The sequence below is a fragment of the Albibacillus kandeliae genome, from assembly GCF_003116585.1.
In the GTDB taxonomy this organism is placed as follows: Bacteria; Pseudomonadota; Alphaproteobacteria; order Rhodobacterales; family Rhodobacteraceae; genus Albibacillus; species Albibacillus kandeliae.
The window spans coordinates 28,616-52,344 of sequence record NZ_QEHM01000015.1; the positions used below are offsets into that span (position 1 = coordinate 28,616).

23 protein-coding genes are annotated in these 23,729 nt (G+C 65.8%); 17 read left to right on the forward strand and 6 right to left on the reverse strand.

Annotation, left to right across the window (positions count from 1 at the left end; translation table 11 throughout):
- The first annotated feature begins 15 nt into the window (after nucleotides 1–15).
- On the forward strand, nucleotides 16–846 hold the full coding sequence (locus tag DDT93_RS24970; protein WP_109468644.1) for an alpha/beta fold hydrolase: 831 nt from the start codon (nucleotides 16–18) through the stop codon (nucleotides 844–846).
- A gap of 92 nt (nucleotides 847–938) precedes the next feature.
- Here the strand turns inward: DDT93_RS24970 and DDT93_RS24975 are convergent, their stop codons facing one another.
- Both DDT93_RS24975 and DDT93_RS24980 read right to left on the reverse strand, forming a co-directional pair.
- On the reverse strand, nucleotides 939–1,802 hold the full coding sequence (locus tag DDT93_RS24975) for a sigma-70 family RNA polymerase sigma factor (RefSeq protein WP_109468645.1): 864 nt from the start codon (nucleotides 1,800–1,802) through the stop codon (nucleotides 939–941).
- Nucleotides 1,792–2,265, reverse strand: coding sequence for a carboxymuconolactone decarboxylase family protein (locus DDT93_RS24980; protein ID WP_109468646.1), 474 nt, complete (start codon nucleotides 2,263–2,265; stop codon nucleotides 1,792–1,794). Before DDT93_RS24980 ends, DDT93_RS24975 begins: the two co-directional genes overlap by 11 nt.
- A 234-nt stretch (nucleotides 2,266–2,499) precedes the next feature.
- Here DDT93_RS24980 and DDT93_RS24985 point away from each other — a divergent pair, with 234 nt between their 5' ends.
- Nucleotides 2,500–3,270, forward strand: a complete 771-nt coding sequence (locus tag DDT93_RS24985) for a hypothetical protein (protein ID WP_157960291.1) — start codon at nucleotides 2,500–2,502, stop codon at nucleotides 3,268–3,270.
- A gap of 145 nt (nucleotides 3,271–3,415) precedes the next feature.
- Here the strand turns inward: DDT93_RS24985 and DDT93_RS24990 are convergent, their stop codons facing one another.
- On the reverse strand, nucleotides 3,416–4,549 hold the full coding sequence (locus tag DDT93_RS24990) for an aromatic ring-hydroxylating oxygenase subunit alpha (RefSeq protein WP_109468648.1): 1,134 nt from the start codon (nucleotides 4,547–4,549) through the stop codon (nucleotides 3,416–3,418).
- A gap of 100 nt (nucleotides 4,550–4,649) precedes the next feature.
- A complete protein-coding gene (locus tag DDT93_RS24995; protein ID WP_109468649.1) occupies nucleotides 4,650–5,516 on the reverse strand; it encodes a MurR/RpiR family transcriptional regulator in 867 nt (288 codons plus the stop codon).
- Nucleotides 5,517–5,629: 113 nt separating this feature from the next.
- On the opposite strand from DDT93_RS24995, the gene DDT93_RS25000 reads away from it, so the two are divergent.
- The 5 genes from DDT93_RS25000 to DDT93_RS25020 are packed head-to-tail and all read left to right on the forward strand — an operon-like array spanning nucleotide 5,630 to nucleotide 10,563.
- Nucleotides 5,630–6,655: an ABC transporter substrate-binding protein gene (locus tag DDT93_RS25000; RefSeq protein ID WP_109468650.1), complete on the forward strand. Its 1,026-nt coding sequence runs from the start codon at nucleotides 5,630–5,632 to the stop codon at nucleotides 6,653–6,655.
- 47 nt (nucleotides 6,656–6,702) lie between these two features.
- On the forward strand, nucleotides 6,703–7,764 hold the full coding sequence (locus DDT93_RS25005; RefSeq protein ID WP_232825572.1) for an ABC transporter ATP-binding protein: 1,062 nt from the start codon (nucleotides 6,703–6,705) through the stop codon (nucleotides 7,762–7,764).
- Nucleotides 7,761–8,645: an ABC transporter permease gene (locus tag DDT93_RS25010; RefSeq protein ID WP_109468652.1), complete on the forward strand. Its 885-nt coding sequence runs from the start codon at nucleotides 7,761–7,763 to the stop codon at nucleotides 8,643–8,645. Before DDT93_RS25005 ends, DDT93_RS25010 begins: the two co-directional genes overlap by 4 nt.
- Nucleotides 8,645–9,460, forward strand: coding sequence for an ABC transporter permease (locus tag DDT93_RS25015; protein ID WP_109468653.1), 816 nt, complete (start codon nucleotides 8,645–8,647; stop codon nucleotides 9,458–9,460). Before DDT93_RS25010 ends, DDT93_RS25015 begins: the two co-directional genes overlap by 1 nt.
- Nucleotides 9,457–10,563 carry a DmpA family aminopeptidase gene (locus DDT93_RS25020; protein ID WP_109468654.1) on the forward strand — a complete coding sequence of 369 codons (1,107 nt, stop codon included), beginning with the start codon at nucleotides 9,457–9,459 and terminating at the stop codon, nucleotides 10,561–10,563. Before DDT93_RS25015 ends, DDT93_RS25020 begins: the two co-directional genes overlap by 4 nt.
- Nucleotides 10,564–10,592: 29 nt before the next feature.
- Here DDT93_RS25020 and DDT93_RS25025 read toward each other — a convergent pair whose 3' ends face one another.
- Nucleotides 10,593–11,093: a MarR family winged helix-turn-helix transcriptional regulator gene (locus tag DDT93_RS25025; RefSeq protein WP_109468655.1), complete on the reverse strand. Its 501-nt coding sequence runs from the start codon at nucleotides 11,091–11,093 to the stop codon at nucleotides 10,593–10,595.
- Nucleotides 11,094–11,332: 239 nt separating this feature from the next.
- On the opposite strand from DDT93_RS25025, the gene DDT93_RS25030 reads away from it, so the two are divergent.
- From DDT93_RS25030 to DDT93_RS25065, 8 genes are read left to right on the forward strand one after another with little or no spacing between them, the layout of a single operon-like run.
- Nucleotides 11,333–13,612 (forward strand): xanthine dehydrogenase family protein molybdopterin-binding subunit, encoded by a 2,280-nt coding sequence (locus tag DDT93_RS25030; protein ID WP_109468656.1) that lies wholly within the window; start codon nucleotides 11,333–11,335, stop codon nucleotides 13,610–13,612.
- Nucleotides 13,605–14,483 carry an FAD binding domain-containing protein gene (locus DDT93_RS25035; RefSeq protein WP_109468657.1) on the forward strand — a complete coding sequence of 293 codons (879 nt, stop codon included), beginning with the start codon at nucleotides 13,605–13,607 and terminating at the stop codon, nucleotides 14,481–14,483. The genes DDT93_RS25030 and DDT93_RS25035 overlap by 8 nt, the downstream gene beginning before the upstream one ends.
- Nucleotides 14,480–14,956, forward strand: a complete 477-nt coding sequence (locus DDT93_RS25040; protein ID WP_109468658.1) for a (2Fe-2S)-binding protein — start codon at nucleotides 14,480–14,482, stop codon at nucleotides 14,954–14,956. Before DDT93_RS25035 ends, DDT93_RS25040 begins: the two co-directional genes overlap by 4 nt.
- On the forward strand, nucleotides 14,946–15,674 hold the full coding sequence (locus DDT93_RS25045) for a CoxG family protein (protein ID WP_109468659.1): 729 nt from the start codon (nucleotides 14,946–14,948) through the stop codon (nucleotides 15,672–15,674). Before DDT93_RS25040 ends, DDT93_RS25045 begins: the two co-directional genes overlap by 11 nt.
- A gap of 50 nt (nucleotides 15,675–15,724) precedes the next feature.
- Complete coding sequence (locus DDT93_RS25050; protein ID WP_109468660.1) at nucleotides 15,725–16,894, forward strand: ABC transporter substrate-binding protein; 1,170 nt, start codon at nucleotides 15,725–15,727, stop codon at nucleotides 16,892–16,894.
- A gap of 54 nt (nucleotides 16,895–16,948) precedes the next feature.
- On the forward strand, nucleotides 16,949–18,004 hold the full coding sequence (locus DDT93_RS25055; protein ID WP_109468661.1) for a branched-chain amino acid ABC transporter permease: 1,056 nt from the start codon (nucleotides 16,949–16,951) through the stop codon (nucleotides 18,002–18,004).
- Nucleotides 18,005–18,006: 2 nt separating this feature from the next.
- Entirely contained in the window at nucleotides 18,007–19,791 is a 1,785-nt protein-coding gene (locus tag DDT93_RS25060) for a branched-chain amino acid ABC transporter ATP-binding protein/permease (RefSeq protein WP_109468662.1), read from the forward strand.
- The gene (locus DDT93_RS25065) at nucleotides 19,788–20,504 is read left to right on the forward strand and encodes an ABC transporter ATP-binding protein (RefSeq protein WP_109468663.1); all 717 of its coding nucleotides are present in this window, start codon (nucleotides 19,788–19,790) and stop codon (nucleotides 20,502–20,504) included. Before DDT93_RS25060 ends, DDT93_RS25065 begins: the two co-directional genes overlap by 4 nt.
- 29 nt (nucleotides 20,505–20,533) lie before the next feature.
- Here DDT93_RS25065 and DDT93_RS25070 read toward each other — a convergent pair whose 3' ends face one another.
- Nucleotides 20,534–21,127, reverse strand: a complete 594-nt coding sequence (locus DDT93_RS25070) for a helix-turn-helix domain-containing protein (protein ID WP_109468664.1) — start codon at nucleotides 21,125–21,127, stop codon at nucleotides 20,534–20,536.
- Nucleotides 21,128–21,309: 182 nt separating this feature from the next.
- Here DDT93_RS25070 and DDT93_RS25075 point away from each other — a divergent pair, with 182 nt between their 5' ends.
- Together DDT93_RS25075 and DDT93_RS25080 are read left to right on the forward strand one after the other, a co-directional pair.
- Entirely contained in the window at nucleotides 21,310–22,449 is a 1,140-nt protein-coding gene (locus DDT93_RS25075) for an NAD(P)/FAD-dependent oxidoreductase (protein WP_109468665.1), read from the forward strand.
- Entirely contained in the window at nucleotides 22,446–23,729 is a 1,284-nt protein-coding gene (locus tag DDT93_RS25080; protein WP_109468666.1) for a TRAP transporter large permease, read from the forward strand. Before DDT93_RS25075 ends, DDT93_RS25080 begins: the two co-directional genes overlap by 4 nt.

Below are 23,729 nucleotides of genomic sequence, written 5' to 3' on the forward strand. Positions count from 1 at the left end.
ACAGGAGACTTTATCATGTCCACGATCAAGACCCAGGATGGCGTCAACATCTTCTACAAGGACTGGGGCCCCCGCGATGCCCAGCCCATCGTCTTTCACCACGGCTGGCCGCTCTCGGGCGACGACTGGGACAACCAGATGCTCTTCTTTCTCGCCGAGGGCTACCGCGTGATCGCCCATGACCGGCGCGGCCACGGCCGCTCGGACCAGGTGTCGGACGGACATGACATGGACCACTACGCCGCCGACGTGGCCGCGCTGGTCAAGGAACTCGACTTGCGCAACGCGATCCACATCGGTCACTCCACCGGCGGTGGCGAGGTCGCACACTATGTCGCCCGTGCCGAAGCCGGCCGGGTCGCCAAGGCGGCCCTGATCGGTGCGGTGCCGCCGGTCATGGTCCGGTCCGAGGCCAATCCCGACGGTGTTCCGCTGGAGGTCTTCGATGGCTTCCGTGCCGCACTGGCCCACAACCGCGCCCAGTTCTACCTCGACGTGGCATCGGGGCCCTTCTACGGCTTCAACCGTCCGGGCGGCGAGATCAGCCAGGGCCTCATCGACAACTGGTGGCGGCAGGGCATGGCAGGCGGTGCCAAGGCACACTACGACGGCATCGCCGCCTTCTCGGAGACGGATTTCACCGAGGATCTGAAGGCCATCGACGTTCCGGTCCTGCTGCTGCACGGCGAGGATGACCAGGTCGTGCCGATCGACAACTCGGCGCACAAGGGCATCAAGCTGCTGAAGAATGGCACGCTCAAGACCTACCCGGGCCTGTCGCACGGCCTCTTCGCCACCCACCCCGAGGTGGTGAACCCCGAACTTCTCGCCTTTGTAAAGGCCTGAGGCCCATTCGGAAGAAAGCAACGAGGGACAAGACCACGGCCCGCCCTTCCAATCGGAGGGCGGGCTTTCCCTTGACGTCGGGGCCCGGCGGTTCAATGCACCGTGACACCACCCAGCTTGTCGGGGTTGCGCGTGACGTAGAGCGCGGTGATCTGCCCCTCGGACACCTCCAGCGCGGTGGTCTGAATGTTTCCGTCGACCTTCCAGACGAACCCGGGCAGCCCGTCGATGACCGTCGCGCCCAGAAACTCCATCTGCCCGGTGAACTTGCGATGCAGCCCAAGCAACAGCCGGACAAGCTTGTCGGCCCCAGTAATGACGTTCGGGTAGGAACTCACCTTGCCGCCTCCGTCCGCATGGAACGTCGCATCGCGTGCCAGCATCTGGCCAAGGCGCGCGGCGTCGCCTGAACGGCAGGCATCGAAAAAGGCGTTGACCAGTTTCTCGCCCGCATCCCGCGAGATGTCGTAGCGCGGCCGGTCAAGGCGCACATGGGCGCGGGCGCGGCTTGCCAGCTGACGTGTCGCGGCGGCGCTTCGCCCGATGGTCAGGGCCACGTCCTCCAGCGGCTGGCCAAACACGTCGTGCAGCAAGAAGGCCGCCCGTTCCAGCGGCGACAGGCGCTCCAGCGCCAGCATGAGCGACAGGGTCAGGTTGTCGGGTCGCAGCGCGTCGTCCTCCGGCTCGATCAGCGGCTCAGGCAGCCAGGTTCCGGGATAGGTCTCGCGCCGGGCACGGGCCGACTTCATCTGGTCGAGGCACAGCCTTGAGACGATCCGGGTCAACCAGGCCGCCGGGTTGCGGATCTCGTCGTGCCGCTCGACGCCCCGGTGCCAGCGCAGATAGGCCTCCTGGACGATGTCCTCGGCCTCGGCCCACGACCCCAGCATGCGGTAGGCGATGCGCAGCAGCCGGGGCCGCTGCGCATCGAAGAGCGCGACCGGATCAGGCGGCATCGGCGCGCGCCGCCGGCAGCGTCGTCGCGTGGGCGGAGCGCATCCCGGCCTGAACCCGGTTCCAGAGGTTGATCGCGCCGATCGCGAGGGTCAGCCAGGCCCGCTCGTCCTCGTCGAACACGGCCTCGACCCCGGCCCAATCCGCATCGGGCGCGCCGGTCTCAGGCAGGTAAGTCAGCGCTTCGGTCCAGGCCAGCGCGGCCCGTTCGCGCGCGCTGTAGAGCCCACTCTCGCGCCAGGCAGTCAGCATGTGCAGGCGAAGCGGGGTCTCGCCATCCTTTAGCGCCTCGGCCACGTGCATCTGGATGCAGAAGGCACAGCCGTTGATCTGGCTGGCGCGCAGCTTGACGAGGTGAATGAGCAGCGGTTCGAGGGTGCTGCCCTTGATGGCGGCTTCCAGTGCGAACATCGGGCGGAACCCGGCCTCGGCGCGTTTCATGTGGTCGGTCATGCGGGGTTTCATCAGTATCTCCTTTGGGTCTGATACCCTCATGACGAGGCAGCCCCGGCCAATGTGACACGCCCCCGGAAAAAATGGAGGTGTCCGCATACCGTGTCGGTCAATCATGTCCTTTGGAGCGGACCCTTTGGGCATAGCGCGGCGAAGGTCGGCTTTGAGCCCAAATTGCCGGATGCTGCGGCTTGCACAAGGTTCTGCTTTAGGGCCATAAGCGTACTATTCAGATTGGAGCGCATATTGGAACTCGCAGGCAGATTGACGCTTATCAGTATCCAATTGGCGGGCTTGGTTATATCCGCTTTTCTTGTCGGTGTGACCTTTTCAAACCCTGATCAAGTCGAAGAGCGTCTTCGACAGTTCGCCATAGTTGAAGTCGAGCGCGCGGCAGAGGAGGTGTGGTCACAAAGAACAGTCGGACAAGGCGAAGGCAGTCGGTCCGAAAGGCTCATGGCGCTTTCCGACCGCTTCGGATTGGATGCAGAAGTTCTTGATGCCCAGCGTAAAGAAGTTGTTCCTGCAATACTCGCGTTGGCAAAGTCAGAAATCTGCCAAGAGAACTGTGAGTTCTGGGGCTTTGCCTCTCAGTTGACAAACGTTTCCATGATAGAGCGCGTTGCTCAAATTAGATTTGGACAAAGCACGTTAAGTGACTTTTTGGTCGAGCGCTACGAAACTTCGGTTAAGGGGCTGTTGAGCGATTTGCGCAGGTTTGGGCTCGTGAATGTTGTGGTTCTTTCTATGATGCTTGGGCTAATGGTGTTTCGCAACTACTTGGATTGGCGTTTCACAGCTTTCTCAGTCGCATTGACGAGTTACGCCGCTTGGGCAGCCTATGGGTATCTTTGCAATCAGAATTGGGCTCTTGCGATCCTTTTGCAGGATTGGGCATCGCCCGTATACCAAATCGCAATGATCTTCTTTGCCCTACTTTTCTTCGATTGGCTCTTCCTGCGCGGAAAAGTCACCCAAACAATCAGCTATCTGATCGCAGGTGCTTTACCGGGCTAGAGCCGCGCTGGCGAGATACACGCCGCTAGGAAGCTGAAAGCCACAAGGTGCCTTCGGACCGGTAGCGGACATTACCACATCGAAAGCGAAAGGCCACTTCGTCCGCTCTTCCGACCAACACAGTATCCGAACACCCCCAAAAAAATTAGAGGGTCGGTCGGCCGCGCAGCAGGCGTTCCACGCTCCAGCGGCTGACGGCCTGCACCATGTCGTCGCGCCCCGACAGGGGGCCGGGGCGGAACAGGACCGATCCCAGCGCCCGTTGCTGCCCTTCCAGCACCCCCACGTCCTCGCGGGCCACCTTTTCCCAGCGGTCCTCGTAGGCGCGGGCGCGGCTGACAAAGTCGGGCAGGGCGACGGTGCCCTCGGGAAAGCAGCCGCCGATGTGCAGCCGGGAACGGTCGGCGGCCACCGGGGTCACGTTCAGCCACCACATGCTGTCCTGCGCGATGGCGAACTGGCAGGTGGGATGGATGACGGTGAAGTAGGTCCCTCGGCGCGCATCCTCGTCGAGCCCCTCGATCATCGGGAAGGACGCGGCGCTCTTGTCCATTGTCGCGATGCTGCGGTCGCTCAGGACCTGCATGCACAGCCACTGGCCGCGCGTCGGGATCGGGCGCTGTGTCTGCGCGCCGACGGTGTCGCGGTGCACGATGCCGGTGTGATAGGTCTCCATCGCGTTTTCGAGCAGCAGCTTCCAGTTGCAGTCGACGTCAATCTCGAACTCCCAGGTGCAGCGCATGAGGTCGAGCCGGTGCGAGGCCATGCGCTCGGGCAGGTCCCCAAGGTGGTCCAGCAAGGGCATGGGCTTGCGGTCGAAGCAGGCAAAGACGAACCCGTTCCAGGTGTCGAGTGCGAGGGGGATCAGGCCGTTCTCGGTCCGGTCGAACCCCTCGGCGTCCTGCATGTCAGGGCATCCGTAGAGGCGCCCGTCCGAGAAGTAGCTCCAGGCGTGGTAGGGGCAGACGACGCGCCCGCCGGTGTTGCCGCTGCCCTCCAGCAGGATCGAGCCGCGATGGCGGCAGACGTTGGCAAAGCAGCGCAGCCGGTCATCCTGCCCCCGCAGCAGCAGGATGGGGCCGCCCGGCGTGTCGAAGCTGCGGTAGTCGCCCTTGTTGGCCAGTTGGTCCTCACGGCAGAGAAAGAACCAGTCCCGCAGGAAGATCGCCTCGCGCTCTGCGGCGAAGATCTCGGCCGAGGTGTAAATCTCGGGCGGCATGGACTTGGCGATCTTCAGTGGCGCGAGGGCTTCGGTCCAGTCGAGGTTCTGCAGTGTCATGAGAGGCTTGTCCGGTCGGCGGGCGTGGCTGTCGCCCACGATTTGAACCGGAGCCGCGAGACCCTGTCAAAGCAAATCCGGCGCGAGCGAGGGCCCTAAATCAGAATATCCCGATCCGGTGCGCCAGCCGTTTCCAGTCGCGCATCCGGCGGTCGAGGTTCATGCCCGGGGCGTTCGCGGTGGCATGGACCAGCAGGCTGCAGGCGGCGTTCAGGCCAAGGATCGACTCGAGGAACAGGCCGGTCTTGGACGGCGTGTTGATCACCGCATCGGTGACGTCATGCGCCCAGTGGCAGTACTCATCGGTAACCACGACGACCGAGCGCCCCTGTTCGCGCGCGAGCCGTGCCAGCGTCTCGCATTCAGCGGCATAGGGGATCACGTCGATGATCAGCAGACAGCTGCTGCCATCCCTCGGAGGGTCGAGCCATTCGGACAGCATACTGTCGTGTCCGGACAGGAACCGGACCCGAGGGCGGGCGAGGGCAAGGCGCCGCGCCGTATCCTCGGCAAGGCCGCGCACGGTCTGGAACCCGGTCACGTAGACATCGGTGGACTCCCGCAGGTAGCGTTCCGCCGCCTCGAAGGCGGGCGTGTTGAGCTTGGCGTAGACGGTGCGCACCGCCAGCAGTTCGGCGTTCAGCTGCTCCTGCCAGTCGGCGGGAAGTTCGGCGCTCTCGTCGGCGAGGCTCTCGCCGGTGACCGAGTAGCGGTGCCGCAGCATTCCCTTGAATTCCTTCATCCCGGCACAGCCGAACCGGCGCAGCATCCGACCGACGGTAATCTCGGCAACACCGGCCTTCTGGGCGATGGATTTCCCGGTCTCAAAGGAGATCGACGTGAGGTTCAGCAGGAAATACTGCGCAACTTTCGCCTCCTGTTTGGGCAGCGTTGGCAACCCGGCCTCCATCCTGCTCACAAATTCATCAAGAGGGGCCTCGGCGTAGGAGGCAAAGCCGTGGGACATGTCGGATCTCCTAATGACAGAAAACTAACATTTGACGAAAAAGACAGTATCGCATCATTTTCCCGACTCAAGAAAAATCCGCAAAGGCAACCTGACTGGGAGACAACCACGCCATGAAAATGACCCACCTTGCCGTGACCACGGCTCTGGTCCTTGCCCCGCTGGCGGCAGCGGCGCAGGAGCAGCTCTCGCTTTACAACTGGGGCGATTACATCAACCCCGAGGTGCTCGAGGCCTTCACCAAGGAGACCGGCATCGAGGTCACGCTCGACAGCTACGGCTCGAACGAGGAAATGCTGGCCAAGATCCAGGCCGGGGCGACGGGATATGACATCGTCTTCCCCTCGGTGCACATGCACGACATCATGTTCCAGCTCGGGCTGCTGGCCAAGACCGACATCGGCGCCTCGCCTGACTTCAAGAACATCGACCCGCAGTTCGTCCGCGCCAAGACCGACCCGAACGCCGAATACTGCCTGCCCTATGCCTGGGGCAACGTGGGCATCGTTTATAACAAGGCGCTGGCCGGTGACATCAAGAGCTGGAAGGACTTTTTCGCGCTCGGCGCCGAGGGCAAGAAGATCACCCTGCTGGACGACCTGCGCGAGACCATCGGCATCGGCCTGATCATGAACGGCAAGTCGGTCAACTCGACCGACCCGGATGAGGTGACCGCCGCCGCCGACTACATCGTCGAGCATCTCGACGGGGTGACCGCCTTTACCTACGACTCGGTGCCGCAGGTGATCTCGGGCGACGTGGCGGCGGCGCACTGGTACGTGGGCGCGAACCTCTTCGTGTCCGAGAACCCGGACACCATCGGCTACATCATCCCCGAGGAAGGCGCGACGATGTACCAAGAAGATATCTGCGTTCTCGAGTCCGCGCCGCACAAGGAGAACGCCAAGAAGTTCCTCGAGTTCTACCTCAAGCCCGAGATCGCGGCGCTGAACGTCAAGCAGCAGATGAACGGCACACCGAACGTCCCGGCGCAAAAGCTGATCCCGGAAGAGATCGCCTCCAACGGTACGATCTATCCGCCGCAGGACGTCATGGACAAGCTTCAGATCTTCGAGGACCTGGGCCGCGACCTGCAGCTCTACAACTCGGAATGGACGCGTATCAAGACCGCGCAGTAAACCCATCCGGCGGGGCCTCGGCCCCGCCGGGCCACAGGACCCGGAACATGCCCGCACCCCTTGAAATCATCAACGCCCGCAAGGTCTTTCGCACCCCGGAAGGCGGCAGCCTGACCGCGCTCGACGGTGTCTCGCTCAAACTCGCCACTGCCGAGTTCGTCACCCTTCTGGGGCCCTCGGGTTGCGGCAAGACCACCCTTCTGCGCACCATCAGCGGTTTCGAAACGCTGGATGCGGGTGACATCCTGATCGACGGCACGGCGGTAACGCAGCTTCCGGCGCACCGGCGTCCGGTGAACACCGTGTTCCAGCGCTACGCCCTGTTCAACCACATGAGCGTGGCGCGCAACGTCGGCTACGCGCTGGAAATCGCGGGCCGGGACAAGCGCGAGATCCGGACGCGGGTGGGCGAGATGCTGGAACTCGTCGGTCTGACCGGGCTCGAGAAACGCACCATCTCGCAGCTCTCGGGCGGCCAGCAGCAGCGCGTCGCTCTGGCGCGGGCGCTGGCGGGCAAACCCAAGCTGCTGCTGCTCGACGAACCGCTCTCGGCACTGGACAAGAACCTGCGCCAGAAGATGCAGCAGGAATTGAAGGCGCTGCAGCGCGAGCTTGGCATCGGTTTCGTCTTCGTGACCCACGATCAGGAAGAGGCGCTGACCATGTCCGACCGCATCGCGGTGCTGGCACATGGGCAGATCCAGCAGATCGGCGCGCCGTCCCAGCTCTACCAGAGCCCGGCCAACCTGTTCACCGCCGACTTCCTCGGCGAGAGCAACCTGCTGCCCGTAGCGCTCGATGGCCAGTCCGCGCGTATCGGCGACGGGCAGGGGTTCGCCGCCGCGCGACCCGCCGGTGCCGCCACCCTTCTCCTGCGCCCCGAGGCGCTGGGCCTCGCACGCCCGCAAGGTCCGGCGCTCAGCTTCACCGGCGTGATCCGCGAGACCTATTACACCGGCAAGGACCACCAGGTCGCGCTGGAGACCCCGGCCTTCGGCACCCTCCACGCGCTGCTGCGCTCGGGCAGCACGCCGCTGGATCTCGGCGCGGAACTTACCCTTCACGCGCCCGCCGACGATCTGCACCTGATCGACGAGGTGGCGCCATGACGCTGGCGCGGCGCAAGCTGCTGCAACTCGTCGGGCTGCTCGGGGCGCCGACCGTCTTCCTGCTGTTCTTCTTTCTCTGCCCACTGCTCATCATGCTGGTCTATAGCTTCCTGACGCCCGGCCTTTACGGCGGGGTCGAATGGCAGTTCTCACATCTGAACTACGGCCGCATCCTCGGCTGGGCCAATACGCGCTACGAAAAGTTCGACCCGGTCTTCCTCTCGATCTTCCTGCGCTCGCTCCGCCTTGCCGCGCTGACCGTCGTGACCAGCCTGCTGGTCAGCTACCCGGCGGCCTTTTGGATCAGCCGGATGAGCCCGGGGCGACGCGACTTTGCCATCTTCCTCGTGACGCTGCCCTTCTTCGTCAGCCTGATCGTGCGGCTCTTTGCGTGGGTCCTGATCCTGCGCCCCACCGGTGTCCTGAACCAGGGCCTGATGGGGATCGGCCTCACCTCCGAACCCATCGAGTTCCTCTATTCCGACTTCGCGGTCATCCTCGGCATGACCTATGTCTTCATCCCCTTCATGTTCCTGCCGCTCTATGCCTCCATCGAGAAACTGGACGTGGCCCAGTTGGAAGCATCTTCCGACCTTGGCGCCACGCGGTTCCAGACCTTCCGCAAGGTGGTGCTGCCCGCGACCATGCCGGGCATCATCGGGGGTGGGATCATCACCTTCATCCCGGCGCTCGGGAACTTCATCGTTCCCTCGGTCCTCGGCGGCGCCAAGGTGCTGATGATCGGCAACCTGATCGAGCAGCAGTTCCTCTCGGCCCGCAACTGGCCCTTCGGCTCGGCGCTGGCCATGCTGGTGATGACGGCGGTTCTGGTCCTGCTGGTGGTCCAGCTGCGGCTGGCCCGGCGCGAGGAGGCCTCCTGATGCTGCGCCGCCTTCTCAGCCTCTATGGCCTGCTGTTCTTCGTCTTCATCTATGCGCCCATCCTTCTGGTGGTGATCTACTCGTTCAACGCCAACACGCTGAACATGATGATCTGGGACGGTTTCACGCTGGACTGGTACCGCCAGATCTTCGGGATGGAGACCTCGATCACCCAGAGCGCGACCTACGTCGACAGCACCGACCAGCTCTATGCCGCGGTCCGCACCAGCCTTATCGTCGCCTTCTCGACCTCGGCCTTTTCGACCGTCTTCGGCACCGCGCTGGCACTGGCGGTGGCGCGCTACCGCTTCCGGCTGGCGGGGTTCTACCGGACCATGATGATGGTCCCGATGATCATGCCCGACATCGTGCTGGGCATCGCGCTGCTGATCTTCTTCATCACCATCGGGATGAACCTCTCGCTGCTGACCATCATCATCGGGCAGTCGACCTTCCTGATCTCCTATGTCTTCGTCACCGTCTCGGCCCGGCTGGCCGAATTCGACACCAGCGTCGAGGAGGCCTCGGCCGACCTTGGGGCCACCCCGGCGCAGACGTTCCGCAAGGTGACCCTGCCAGGCATCGCGCCCGGCATCCTCGGCGGCTGGCTGCTGTCGTTCATCATCTCGATGGACGACCTCGTCATCACCTATTTCATCGCCGGGACCGGCAACACCACGCTGCCCATCCACATCTGGGGGATGCTCCGCCGGGGCATCAAACCCGAGATCAACGCCATCGCGACCCTGATGCTGCTGTTCACCCTCGTGATCGCGGCCATCGGCCTCTACTTCAGATCGAGACGACAGAAATGACCCACAAGATCAAACCGCGCGCCCGCGAACTGGGTGTGCCGCTGCCCGGCACGCCCGGGGCGCTGAACGCCATCACCGACGTTCCGGGGGTCGAAGTTGGGGCCATGGAGCTGCTGTCCTCGCGCGATCCGGCACTGGCGACGCGCGGCATCCAGGTGCAGACGGGCGTCACCGCCATCCTGCCGCGCGGGCGCGACCCGGAGCCCAAACCGGTCTGGGCCGGGCAGTACAGCCTGAATGGCAACGGCGAGATGACCGGCAGCCACTGGGTGCGGGACGGCGGCTGGCTGGCCGGTCCGATCATGATCTCCAACTCCCATGCCATCGGGCCCTGTCATACGGCGGCGGTCCGCTGGATGGTCGAGACATATGGCGCGACATGGGAGGACAACCACCTCTGGGCGATGCCGGTGGTGGCCGAGACCTATGACGGTGTCCTGAACGATATCAACGGCCTGCATGTGACCGAGGCCCATGCGCGGGCGGCGCTGAACGACGCGCGGCCCGGCCCGGTGCGCGAGGGCAACGCGGGCGGCGGCGCTGGCATGATCTGCTACGAGTACAAGGGCGGCACCGGCACCTCTTCGCGCCAGCTCGAGATCGAAGGACAGTCCTTCACCCTCGGCGCGCTGGTGCAGGCGAACCACGGTCTGCGGCCCTGGCTCACCGTCGCGGGGCAGCGCGTGGGCGAGACGATGGCCGAGCATCGCATTCTCGACATGGTCACCGAGCGGGGCTCGATCATCGTGATCCTCGCCACCGATCTGCCGTTGCTGCCCGGTCAGCTCGAACGGCTGGCCCGCCGCGCGGCCATCGGCATCGGACGGGGCGGTACACCCGGCGGCAACAACTCGGGCGACATCTTCCTCGCCTTCTCGACCGCCAACGAGATGCCCCTGCCGCAGCTTTCGGGCGCGTGGCGCCAGATGACCTGCCTGAACGACGAACGGCTCGATCCGGTCTACATGGCCGCGGTCGAGGCGGTGGACGAAGCAGTGCTGAACGCGCTCTGCGCCGCCGAGGACGTGCCTCTGGCGCGGCCCGCCAAGGGCACCTGCCGCGCGATGGACACCAAGCGCCTGATGTCGCTGCTGGTGGCCTGAGCCACCGGCCACAGCTGCCGGACAGGGCGTCAGCCCTGTTCGCTCTCCAGCACCTTCTGAAGCTTCTCGATGGTCGAGAATAGCCCCTCCCGTTCCTCGCGGGAGAGGGCGCAGATGATCTCGGCCTGCCGCCTGCGGGCATAGACGATGGCCTCGTCGTAGATGGCCTGCCCGGCCGGCGCGATCGAGCAGGCGATGCGCTTCTTCGCGGTCTCGCTCTCGGGGCGGATCTCGATGAGGTTGCGTTCTTCCAGCTTGCGGATCGTCCGGCTGACCAGCGCCTTGTCCGAGGTCGACTGCACCACCAGATCGCCGAAGGGCAGGGTGCCCGCATGCGCAATCAGCGACAGCACGCGCCATTCCGCGATCGAAAGCCCGTAGTCGCTGGCATAGGGCATCGTCACCTGCCGCCGCAGGTTTGACATCAGCGCGCTCAGCCGCGTGGTGATGAAGTCGTGCACGTTCAGCCCGTCGCCACTCGAATCGAGCGTCGACCAGGGACAATGCGCTGCGGTTTCCGATGTGCTCATGGGCCGGTCGTCCTGTCTGCTTTTTCTGCCTGCACCTGATGCGCCTCGGCTGACTTGGCCGCAACCATAAGGTTTTCGCTGAGAAAATCCTAGATGTTGACGGATCAATAAATTTGTTGACGAGTCAATTTCGGCTGGAGTAGCCTTCCCTAAAGTTGATCAATCAACATCTTGACGCGACGCCTCCGCAACCCCTTGCGGACCGGGCATCGGACGGTCGAGCCAGGTGAGGGAGAAGAATGACCGTATCCGTTGTCGGGCAGCCGATGCCGCAGGTGTCGGCGCAGGAAAAGGTGCAGGGCCGGGCGGTCTATGCGGGCGATATCAAGATGGCCGGCATGCTCCACGCCAAGCTGTTGCGCAGCCCACATGCCCACGCGCGCATTCTCTCCATCGACACCTCCGCCGCCGAGGCGCTGCCGGGTGTCAAGGTCGTGGTCACCGGCGACGACGTGCCGCGCCGCCGCTGGGGCGTGCATCACAAGCAGCAGAATGTGCTGGCCTGCGGTCTTGTCCGTTTCGTGGGCGAAGAGGTGGCGGCGGTCGTCGCCACCACCGAGGCCGTTGCCCAGGACGCGCTCGAACTTATCCGGATCGAATACGAGGAACTGCCCGCGGTGCTCGACATCGACGCGGCGCTGTCCGAAGGCGCCGTTCCGGTGCACCCCGAGGGCAATGTCGTCGACGAGATCAACATCGCGCGCGGGGATGTCGAGGCAGGTTTTGCCGCGGCAGATATCGTGCACGAAGAGGTCTACACCACCCACTCGCAATATCCGGGCTACATGGAGCCGATGGCCACCGTGGCCGCCACCGATGGCAACGGCAGGCTCACGGTCTGGACCTCGACCCAGTCGGTCTTCCTTGCGCGGCAACGTCTGGCCGAGGCGCTGGACCGCCCGATTTCCTCCATCCGGGTGATCCAGGCGACGGTCGGCGGCGGCTTCGGCGCCAAGATCGTCGAGGAACGCTCCAGCGTGATCGCCGCCTTCCTTGCAACCAAGGTCGACCGGCCGGTCCGGCTGAACCTCAGCCGTCTCGACGACATCCAGTCAGGTTGCTTCAGCGTCCCGATGCGCATCCGGCTGAAGATGGGCATGACCCGCGACGGCACGATCACCGCAAAGGACGTGACCATCGAGGCGGAATGCGGCGCCTATGCCGGGCTCTCGCCCGAGGTGATGCTGGTTACGGCCATGCGCAGCGACAACATGCAGCGGCTCGAAAACGTACGCAGCCACGCCCGGATGATCCACACGCACACCATGCCGCGCGGCGCCTTCCGCGGGTTCGGCGGCACCCAGATGAGCTTTGCCCTGAACAGCCACATGTCGACGATGGCCGACATGCTGGGCATGGATCCGTTCGACCTGCACCGCAGGAACGCGATCCGCACCGGCGACCTCAGCGTGCACGGCTGGGAGATCGGCAGCTGCGGCTTGCCCGAATGCCTCGACCAGGTCAGCACCGCGCTGGACTGGACCGCCCGGCGCGCGCGCAACACGCGCTGTGGCGTGCTGCGGCGCGGGGTCGGCATGGCGGCGGTGATGCACGTCAGCGGCAACCGGACGATGGGCAACTGGGATGGCTCGACCGTCGTGCTCAAGGTCAACGAGGACGGACGCGTGGTGATCCTCACCGCTGAGTCCGACATGGGGCAGGGCGCCAACACCATGCTGACGCAGATCTGCGCGCAGGAGCTCGGCATCCCCGTCTCGCATGTGACCGTGCAGGCCCCCGACACTGACAACTCGCCCTATTGCCTCGGCTCCCTCGCCTCGCGCGTGACGATCAACGCGGGCAACGCGATGCTGGGCGCGGCGCGGCAGGCGCGCAGCCAGATCCTCGAGGCGGCGGCGCAGAAACTCGGCTGCGAGGCCGCCGACCTGACCATTGCCGATGGCGTGGTCCACTCCGGCAAGAACCCCAACCTCTTCGCACCGCTCCCCGAGATCTGCCGTTACCACATCTTCCGGCATGGCGGCGAAGGCATCCTCGTGCGGCACACCCACGATCCGAAGACCGTGATGATGAACAAGGAGCACTACGGCAACATCGCCCCGGCCTATTCCTTTGCCGCGCAGGCGCTGGAGGTCGAGGTCGACACGGAAACCGGGCAGGTGCGGGTGGTCGAGACCTATCTGTCGGACGACTGCGGCAAGGCCATCAACCCGCTCACGGTGCACGGGCAGTCTGCCGGTGCGGCGGTGCAGGCAGTCGGCTGGACGCTTTACGAAGAGCTTCAGATGGAAGGCGGGCGGGTAATGAACGGCAATCTCGCCGATTACACCATGCCCACGGCCGAAGCGGTCCCGACGATGCACAGCGATATCGTCGAAACCGACGAGCCGAACGGCCCGCTCGGCGCCAAGGGCGCCAGCGAGACGGCGATCCTGCCGGGGGCCCCGGCCATCGCCAACGCCGTTTACGACGCCATCGGGGTTCGCATCACCGATCTGCCGATCACGCCCGAGAAGATTCTCGCGGCTCTCGCCGCGAAGGAGCAGCCCCATGCATAGTTTCGAATTCATGGAGCCCACGACGCTGGCCGAGGCGCTCCGGCTGCTCGCCACGCACGAGGATGACGCCTGTGTCTTTGCCGGGGGAACCGCACTGCTGCTGGCCATGCGCCAGCGCATGATGGTGCCCGAGATCGTCGTCTCTCTGGGCCGTCTTCACGATCTGCGCACCATCGGCTGGACGCCGGCCGGCGGGCTGCGCATCGGCGCGCTCGCCCGTCACGGCGACGTCGCGCGCTCCGAGTTGGTGCAACAGCACTACCCCATGCTCGCCGGGGTAGCGGCAGGGCTGGCAAACCCGCAGGTCCGCAACCAGGCCACAATCGGCGGCAATCTCTGTTACGCGGACCCGGCCACCGATCCGCCATCCTGCCTGATCGCGATGGGGGCCGAGGTAACCATCGCGGGGCCGGACGGCGAACGTCGCATCCCCATGCGCACCTTCTCGGTCGACTTCTTCACCACGGCGCTGGAACCGGGTGAGATCCTCACCGGGATTTTGCTGCCGCCGCCGGACCCGCAGCGGCTGGGGCACTACCGGCGCCACCTGCGTACGGCGGCCGAACATCGCCCCGTCGCCAATGTGGCGCTGACCGCGCGGCGCGTCGGATCGGCGTGGGACGAGGTGCGCCTCGTGGTGGGTGCGGCGACACCTTCGCCCCAGAGCATGACGCGCGCCGAAGCCTACCTCGCGGGCCGGGCGATCACGCTGGACGTGGCGGCAGAGGCGGCAAGCCTCGTCGCCGAGGAACTGGCGCCCATCTCCGACGGCCGGGGCGATGCCGCCTTCCGCCGGCAGGTAGTGCGCGCGGCAACGCGCCGGATCGTGGCAGAGGCCGCAGGACTGGACTGGAAGGAAACGGCTGCATGAGCGGACACAAACTATCCCTTGTCGTGAACGGCGAACGCGTGGAGGCCGATGTGCCATCCAACCGCCTGCTCTCGGAGTTCCTGCGCGACGATCTCGCGCTCACCGGGACCAAGCGCGGCTGCGAAACCGGCGTCTGCGGTGCCTGCTCGGTGCTGGTGGACGGCGACGTGGTGAAATCCTGCCTGAGCCTCGCGGTTCAGATGAACGGGCGCGAGATCACCACCGTCGAGGGGCTGGGTCGGGTCGGCGCACTCCATCCGCTGCAACAGCAGTTCATGGAGAAGGGCGGCCTGCAGTGCGGCTATTGCACGCCGGGCTTCCTGATGGCGGCGGTCGACCTGCTGAAACGCAATCCGAACCCGGACGATGCCGAGATCCGCGAGGGCCTGTCGGGCAACCTCTGCCGCTGCACCGGCTACCAGGGGATCGTCGACGCGATCCGCAGCACTGCGGAGGCCGGTCATGGAGCTTGAACTCTCGCGCAGCTTCGACGCCACCGCCGACCAGCTCTGGTCAATCCTGCTGAACCCGGAACGGATGGCGCGCTGCGTCCCCGGCATGAAGTCGGTCGAAGTGCTGAGCGACACCGAGTACCGCGCGCGGATACAGGTCAAGATCGCCTTCATCAGCGCCAAGTTCGACGTGCGCACGGTCATCACCGAGATGACCGCGCCAAGCTACCTGCGCTGCGAGACCATGGGCGAAGACAATTCCGTTGGCAGCTCGGTCAAGAGCGTGAGCGAGATGTTCCTGACTCCGGCTGACGGCGGCGGAACCGAACTGCGGGTCACCGCCAAGGCAACGGTCCTCGGCCGTCTCGGCACCTTGGGGCTGAACCCGATGCGGACCAAGGCGGAACGCATGTGGGAGCAGTTCTGCGAGAGTCTTCAGACCGAGCTGGACGGAACCGGGGCGGCGGAACCCGAGCAGGCCGCACTGGCCATCGCAGCGACACCGAACGCTGCGCCAGTCGAAACCGCACCCCGGGCCGAACCGGCGGTGCCGACTGCACAAGAGATGCCGGATAGCGGCTTCTGGGCCGGGCTCTGCCGCCGTTTCAATGGCACCGACACCATCCGGGTCGAACTCGACCGCGACAATACGCGGGTTGTCCTGCACTGGCCGTCCAACCGCGCCGACCAGTGCCTCGCCTGGCTCGACAGGCAGCTGGACCGGGGCGGGCGCGCCTGACCCCGGACCGGAACAATCACCAAAAGCACCAAGCAACAGGGAACGAAAAAATGAAGTACCAACAGCTCAAGTCGATCCTCGCGGGCGCGGCCGTCGCCGCGGCCGCCATCCTGATCCAGGCCCAGGCGGGCATGGCCGGTGACGTCAAGATCGGTTTCATCACCCCGCTCTCGGGCCCCATCGCCTCGCAGGGGGTACCTTTCGCCAAGGGCATGGCCGCCGGTCACGCCTATGTCTCCGAAGTCAATGGCCACACCCTCGAATTCATCCAGCTCGATGACGCCTCCGACCCGTCGCAATCGGCCCGGAACGCGCGCAAGCTGATCGACGAGGACAAGGTCGACGTGCTGGTCGGCACCGGCGGCGTCCCGGGCGCGATGGCGCTGGCCTCGATCGCCAGCGAGGCGCAACTGCCGCTGGTCTCCTTCACCCCGCTGTTCCTGTCGGACGAAAAGGCCAACTGGTCGGTGACCACCGCCCAGCCCGCCTCGCTGATGCTGGACAAGATCGTCGAGGACATGTCGGCGGCAGGCGTCAAGACCGTGGGCTACATCGGCTTCTCCGACTCCTGGGGCGATCTCGCCTACAACACGCTCAAGGCCGCAGCCGACCGCGCCGGGATCGAAGTGGTGACGGACGAGCGCTATGCCCGCTCCGACACCTCGGTCACTGGCCAGGCGCTGAAGGTGATCGCGGCGCGTCCCGATGCCGTGGTGACCGGCACCGCCGGAACCCCGGGCGCGCTGCCCTACCTCGCGCTGTCCGAGCGCGGCTACCAGGGCGCGATCTACGGCACCCACGGGATCATCAACCCGGACTTCATCCGCGTCGCTGGCGCCAGCGCCGAGGGGCTGCTTGCGCCGACCGGCCCGGTCGTGGTGGCAGACCAGTTGCCCGATGATCACCCGAGCAAGAAGGCGGCGGAAGAATTCAGCGCGGCCTTTACCGCTGCCAACGGCGAAGCGCCGTCCGACGCCTTCTCGGCCTATGCTTTCGATGCATGGAAGGTCATCGCCAACGCGGTCTCGCGCGTCGATCCTTCGATCGAACCCGGCACGCCGGAATTCCGGATCGCCCTGCGCGATGCGATCTTCGCGACCAAGGACCTCCCGGTCACCCATGGCGTGCTCAGCTTCCACCTCGGCGATCCCTACGGGGCCGATGACCGCGCGGCGGTCATGGTGACGCTCGAAAACGGCAACTGGGTTCTGAAGAAGTGAATCGGACGGGCCCGGGCTTTGGTCCGGGCCCGATCCGGGCAGGGAGACGCTGCATTGACCTGGGATATAGCCCTCATTCTATCGGTGGACGGGGTCGCGGGGGCCGCGATCTACCTTCTCGCGGGGCTGGGCCTCGTCCTCGTGTTCTCGGTGACGCGGGTAATCTTCGTCCCCTTCGGCGACATCGCGGTGTTCAGCGCGCTGACGCTGGCCTACCTCGAGGCCGGGCGCTGGCCGCCGACGATCGCGCTGGTCGCCGTCCTTGCCGCGATCACCGCGGTCAAGGAGGTGGTCGCGCATCTGAGGCACGGCCGCGTCGCAAAGGTGCCCGCTGCGCTCGGCACATGGCTGGGGCTGCCGCTGCTGGCCTGCGTTCCCGCGCAACTGCTCGCCGGACAGGAATTGCCGCCACTGGTCGACATCGCACTGACTCTTGCCCTTGTGCTCCCCATCGTTCCGCTGATGGCGCGGCTGGTCTTCCACCCCATCGCCCATGCGTCGACGCTGGTTCTGCTGATCGCCTCGCTGGTGATGCACTTCCTGATGTCGGGCCTCGGCCTGCTGTTCTTCGGCCCCGAGGGCTTCCGCACCCAGCCGCTGATGCGCGGCGCGGTCGAGCTGGCGCCGGGGTTCCTCGTCAGTGCGCAGGTTCTGCTGATGGTCGGCGCGGCCGCCGTGCTGGCGGGCCTGTTCTTCCTCGCCTTCGAACGGACGCTGGTGGGCAAGGCCCTGCGGGCGACCGCGGTCAACCGGACCGGTGCGCAACTGGTCGGCATCCGCCCGGCCTCGACCGCGGCGCTCACCTACTGCGCGGTCTCGCTGCTGGCGGGCTTCGTGGGCATCCTGATCGCCCCGTCGACGACCATGTATTACGACTCCGGCCTGATCATCGGCCTCAAGGCCTTTGTCGCCGCCATCATCGGCGGGCTCAGCAGCTATCCCCTGACGGCGCTTGGTGCGCTCGCGGTGGGGATGCTCGAAAGTTTCGCCTCGTTCTGGGACGGCGCCCTGAAGGACGTGATCGTCTTCTCGCTGCTGATCCCCGCCCTGATGATCCGTTCGCATTTCTCGCATCATTCCGATGATGACGTCGAAGAAGAGGAAGTATGAGCATGACCTCGACCCTCAAGCGCCGGCTTGGCCTGCTGGTCGTCATGGCCGCGCTCGCCTCGGTACCGCTGCTGTTCGGCAGCTTCACGGTTTCCCTGTTCAACGACATCGGCATGGCGACCCTCGTGGTGCTTGGTCTGGTGCTGCTGTCGGGCGTGGCCGGGATCACCTCCTTCGGACACGCCGCCTTTGTCGGTATCGCCGCCTATGCGACCGCCTGGCTGAACACCCAGTTCGCGCTCTCGCCCTGGCTGGCGCTGCCCTGCGCGCTGGCGGTCACGGCGCTCTGCGCGGTGCTGATCGGGGCCCTTACCCTGCGACTGGGCGGGCACTACCTGCCGCTCAGCACCATCGCATGGGGGCTGTCGGTCCCGCTGCTCTTCGGCAACCTCACCATGCTGGGCCGTCACTCCGGCATCTCTGACATCGCGCCGCTCTCCGTCGCGGGCCGTGACCTGATGAGCGCCGAGGCCGCCTTTTACGTGGTCTGGATTATGGTGGGGCTCGTAGGGCTGTTCTGTCATCACCTGCTGAACTCGCGCATGGGCCGGGCGATCCGCGCGGTGCGCGGCGGCGATGTCCTGCTGTCGAGCGTCGGGGCCAACTCGTTCCACGTCCGGCTGATGCTCTTCGTCTTCTCGGCCGTGCTGGCCGCACTCTCGGGCTGGCTCTATGCCCATGTGAACCGCTTCGTCAGTCCCGCGCCTTTCTCGCTGCACGCGGGCATCGACTACATGTTCATGATGGTCGTTGGCGGCATGGGGCAGCTGGTGGGCGCGGTCGCCGGGGCGACCATCGTGCTGGCGCTCAAGAACGTGCTGCAGGACGTGCTGCCGCTGGTCTCGCAACATGCAGCACAGATCCAGGCGGTGGTCTTCGCCGCGCTCTTCATCCTGCTGCTCCAGAATGCGCGGGGCGGTGTTCTTTCGCTGGTCAGCCGCGTGCTGCCGCGCCGACCGGTCTCGCCGGCCGCCGCAAGCACCGAGCCGGCGTCGGAACCTCTGGAACGGCGCACCATGCCGACGAAGGGCGCCGCACTGCTGAGCGTCGATGCCGTGGTCAAGCGTTTCAAGGGGCTCGTCGCCGTCAACGAAGTCGGCTTCGAGGTCCGTGCGGGCGAGATGGTCGGGCTGATCGGTCCGAACGGCGCGGGCAAGTCGACCATGTTCAACCTGATCACCGGCACGCTCGGCCTCACCGCTGGCCGTGTGGAGTTCCTCGGCGAGGACATCACCCGCCGCTCCCAGCGCGAGATTGCGCTCATGGGCATGGGGCGCACCTTTCAGCACGTCAAGCTGCGGCCCAACATGAGCGTCCTCGACAACGTGGCGCTGGGGGCCCATGCCCGTGGCCGATGCGGGATGCTGCGCGGCGGGCTGGCGCTCGACCGCGAGGAGGAGCGCCGGATCTACGACGAGGCCCGCAGGCAGATCGCTCGGATCGGTCTCACCGGGCAGGAACTGGAAGCCGCGGGGAGCATGCCGCTCGGCACCCAGCGCCTGATCGAGATCGCGCGGGCGCTGGCCTCGGACCCGCTGCTGCTGATCCTCGACGAACCGGCAGCCGGTCTGCGCAAGCCGGAAAAGACAGCGCTGGCCGAGCTGCTGCGGCGGCTGCGCGAGGAAGGGGTGACCATCATGATCGTGGAACACGACATGGATTTCGTAATGAAGCTGGTCGACCGGCTGGTGGTGATGAACTTCGGCACCAAGCTGTTCGACGGAGCGCCGCAGGAGGCACGGGCCGACAAGGGCGTGCGCGCCGCCTACCTGGGAGACGCGGCATGACGGCCCTTCTTGCCATCGAGGACCTGCACGTCTGCTACGGCAAGGTCGAAGCGGTCCACGGCGTTTCGCTGCACCTTGATGCCGGGCAGATCGTCTCGGTCATCGGACCCAACGGCGCGGGCAAGAGCACGCTGCTGTCGGCGGCCATCGGTCTGCTGCCCTCGCAGGGGCGGATTCTGTTCGACGGGCAGGAGATCGGGCGGCTCGGTGTCGAGGACAGGGTGGAGCGCGGCCTCTGCCTCGTTCCCGAAACCCGCGAACTCTTCGGCGAGATGAGCGTGCTCGACAACCTCCAGCTGGGCGCATACGTCCGCCGCGAGTCAAAGGCCGACAGGCGTCGCCAGCTTGAACTGGTCTATGCCCGGTTCCCGAGGCTGGCCGAGCGGCGCACCCAGCGTGCCGAGACGCTTTCGGGGGGCGAGCGCCAGATGCTCGCGCTTGGGCGCGCACTGATGTCCCGGCCCCGGGTATTGATGCTGGACGAACCAAGCCTCGGCCTCGCGCCGCTGATCGTCGACGAGATCCTCGCCATCGTGCGGGGCCTGCGCGAGGACGGCGTGTCGATCCTGCTGGTCGAACAGAACGCTCTCGCGGCGCTGGAAAGCTCCGACTACGGCTATGTTCTGGAATCCGGCGAAGTCGCGGTGGAGGGGCGCTCCGATGTCCTGAAGTCCGACGAACGCGTCTTCGAGAGCTATCTTGGCGGCGTCTGAGACCGCGCCATGACCGCAGCGCGCCGGCCCTAGCGGGGTTCGGGGCGCTGCGACTCGGTGCAGATGCAGATTACCTCGGCATCCGTTTCGCCCACGTTCAGGTAGGCGTGGCCCATCGAACTGTCGAGGTAGACGCCTTCGCCCTTCGACAGGCGCACCGGGGCGTAGAACTCGGTATGCACCTCGACTGCCCCTTCCAGCACCATCAGGAACTCTTCGCCGCCGTGGCGTTCAAGCGGGCCGAACTTCTGCAGTGACCCGGTCTTGATCCTGGCGCGGATCGGGATCAGCCGCTTGTTCATGATATCCGAGCACAGGTAATTGTACTCGTAGTTCTCGGTGTCGATCTGGATGCCGTCCCCGGTGCCGACCTTCATGAACCGGCTGTTGGGCGGGCGGCTGTCGCTCTCTGTTTCCTCATCCCCGATCAGCTGCCCGATGGACAGCCCGAAGCCCTCGGCCAGCCGTGACACCTTGTCGAGCGTCGGCGACAGGGCCCCGTTCTCGATCTTGGAAATGGTGGACACCGCGACACCCGAGATCCGGGCGAGATCGTGTAGGGTCAGCTGGCGTGTCTTGCGCAACATGCGCACGCGCTGACCCAGCGCCTGAGAGGTGGTCATATGAGGGGCGGCTCCCGGAGAATTGGCTGCGTCGAGTTTACACACGCCTCGCGCAAATGAGAAGTAATTTTCGTATCCGATAAATTTTCGTTGCAATAAGAAAATTTCCTCTTAGCGTGAAAATCGTCGCCAGCCCGGTCCGGGCCGGAATCGCAGGTACAGTCACAAGGGGCGCGGGAAGCTTGGCAGAGATCATCAGTGCGGATGTCATCGTGATCGGGGCAGGGATGGCCGGGGCATCGGTCGCCGCCGAACTGGCAGGCGAGGCCCGTGTCGTCCTTGTCGAGATGGAGGCGCAGCCGGGGTATCACACCACCGGGCGCTCCGCCGCCGTCTTTGCCCCGAGCTATGGCCCCGCTCCGATCCGTGCCCTGACCCGCGCCTCCCGCGCCTTCTACGGCAGCCCGCCGGACGGCTTTGCACCTTCTCCCCTCCTGTCGCCGCGCCCGATCCTGATGATCGCCCGGCCCGACCAGAGCGACGCCCTCGACGCGCTGATCGACGCCGTGGCCCCCGAGGGAGAGATCGAGCGGCTGCCGGGCGCCGAACTGGGTGCCTGGCAACCCCTGCTGCGCGAGGGCTATGCCGATCAGGGCATGCTGGACCGCCAGGGGCAGGACATCGACGTCGCCGGGCTGCACCAGGGCTACCTGCGCCAGTTCCGGGTCCGGGGTGGCACCCTGCTCACGGGGGCCGAGGTCGAAAGCCTGCAGCGCGCGGGCGGCAACTGGATCGTCGAGACGCGCAAGGGCCGGGCCATAGCGCCCATCGTGATCAATGCGGCGGGCGCATGGGCCGATCGCGTCGGTCAGTTGGCAGGCGCCGAGACCATCGGCCTTAAACCGCTGCGCCGCACGGCAATGGTCGTGGCCGAGCCCGACGGCTTTGCCGCGCGCGAGGCGCCGATCACCATCGACATCGAGGAAAACTTCTACCTCAAGCCCGACGCGGGCCGCCTGCTGATCTCACCCGCCGACGAGACACCCTCCGAGCCCTGCGACGCGCAGCCCGACGAGCTGGACGTCGCGATCTGTGCCGACCGGATCATGACCGCCTTCGACCTCGACATCCGGCGGATCGAGAACAAGTGGGCCGGGCTGCGCAGTTTCGTCGCCGACAAGGCGCCGGTCATCGGGTACTCGCAGACCGCTCCGGGCTTCTTCTGGCTGGCGGGGCAGGGCGGTTACGGCATCCAGACCGCGCCCGCCGCGGCGCGTCTCGCCGCGGCCCTCGCCCTCGGGCGGGAGGTGCCGGAGGACATCGCGGCCGAGGGCCTGACGACCTTGGATGTCGCGCCACAGCGTTTCGGAGAAGCCGCATGATCTGGATCGTTCCCGCCATCGCCGGGGTTTTGCTCGCCGCCGGTCTCGCCCTCGCCTACGTGATCGGGGGCAGCACCGTCCTGGCATTTCTGGCCACCGACAACAGCCGCTACCTAGCCATCCTCCCGCAAAAGGTCTTTTCCCAGATCAGCGTGTTCTCGCTTCTGGCGATGCCGCTCTTCATCCTCGCGGGGGAACTGATGAACCGGGGCGGAGTGACCAAGGCGCTGATCGACCTCTCGATGGCGATGGTCGGTCGCTTGCGGGGCGGGCTCGGGCACGTGAACATCATGACCAGCGTGTTCTTCGCCGGTATCTCCGGCTCGGCCATCGCCGACGCCGCCGCGCTGTCGAACACCCTTGTCCCGGCCATGCGCGAGCGCGGTTACACCAACGAATACGCAGGCGCGGTCACCGCAGCCTCGTCGATCATCGGGCCGATCGTGCCGCCCTCTATCATCCTGATCTTCTACGGCGCGCTGATGCAGACCTCGGTCGCCGCGCTCTTCGTCGCAGGGATCCTGCCGGGGCTGGTGCTGGCCGCCGCCCTGTTCCTCGTCAACGGCTACTACGCCTGGCGCGAGGATCACCCCCGCGTCGAAAAGGGCGAGGCCCCGGCGCTGGTCCCGGCGGTTCTGGGCGCGCTGCCCGCGCTCTGCCTGCCGCTGATCATCGTGGGCGGCATCGTGCTGGGCTGGATGACCCCGACCGAAGCCGCCGCCGTTGCCGTCTTTGCGGCCGTCGTCGCGGCATGGTTCTACTCGCCCATCACGCTGGAAGACCTGCGCGAGAGCTTCAGCCGCACGGCGGTCCTGACCGGCTCGATCTTCATGATCCTTTGCGCGGTCTCGGCTCTCGGTCACCTTGCCGCGATCGAACGCATCCCGCAGGCGCTGGCCGAGCTCGTCGACCGGATGGGGCTGGGCCCGGCGGGTTACCTCGTGATGATGAACGTGCTCTTCATCATCGCGGGCATGGTGCTGGACGTCACCGTGGCCCTCGCCCTACTGGTGCCGCTTCTGGCGCCGGTGGCACTAGCTGGCGGGGCCGACCCGGTGCACCTCGGCATCGTCATCTGCTTCAACCTTAGCATCGGGCTCGTCTCGCCACCGCTGGGGGGATGCCTTCTGATCATCTCGACCGTGACGGGGGTCCGCTATTGGGCACTCGCCCGCGCGGTCATCCCCTTCGTGATCGCGGAAATCGTCGTGCTCGCGATCCTCGTCGCGCTGCCCGAGATCAGCCTCTGGCTGCCGCGCGTCATGGGGCTTTGGCACTAG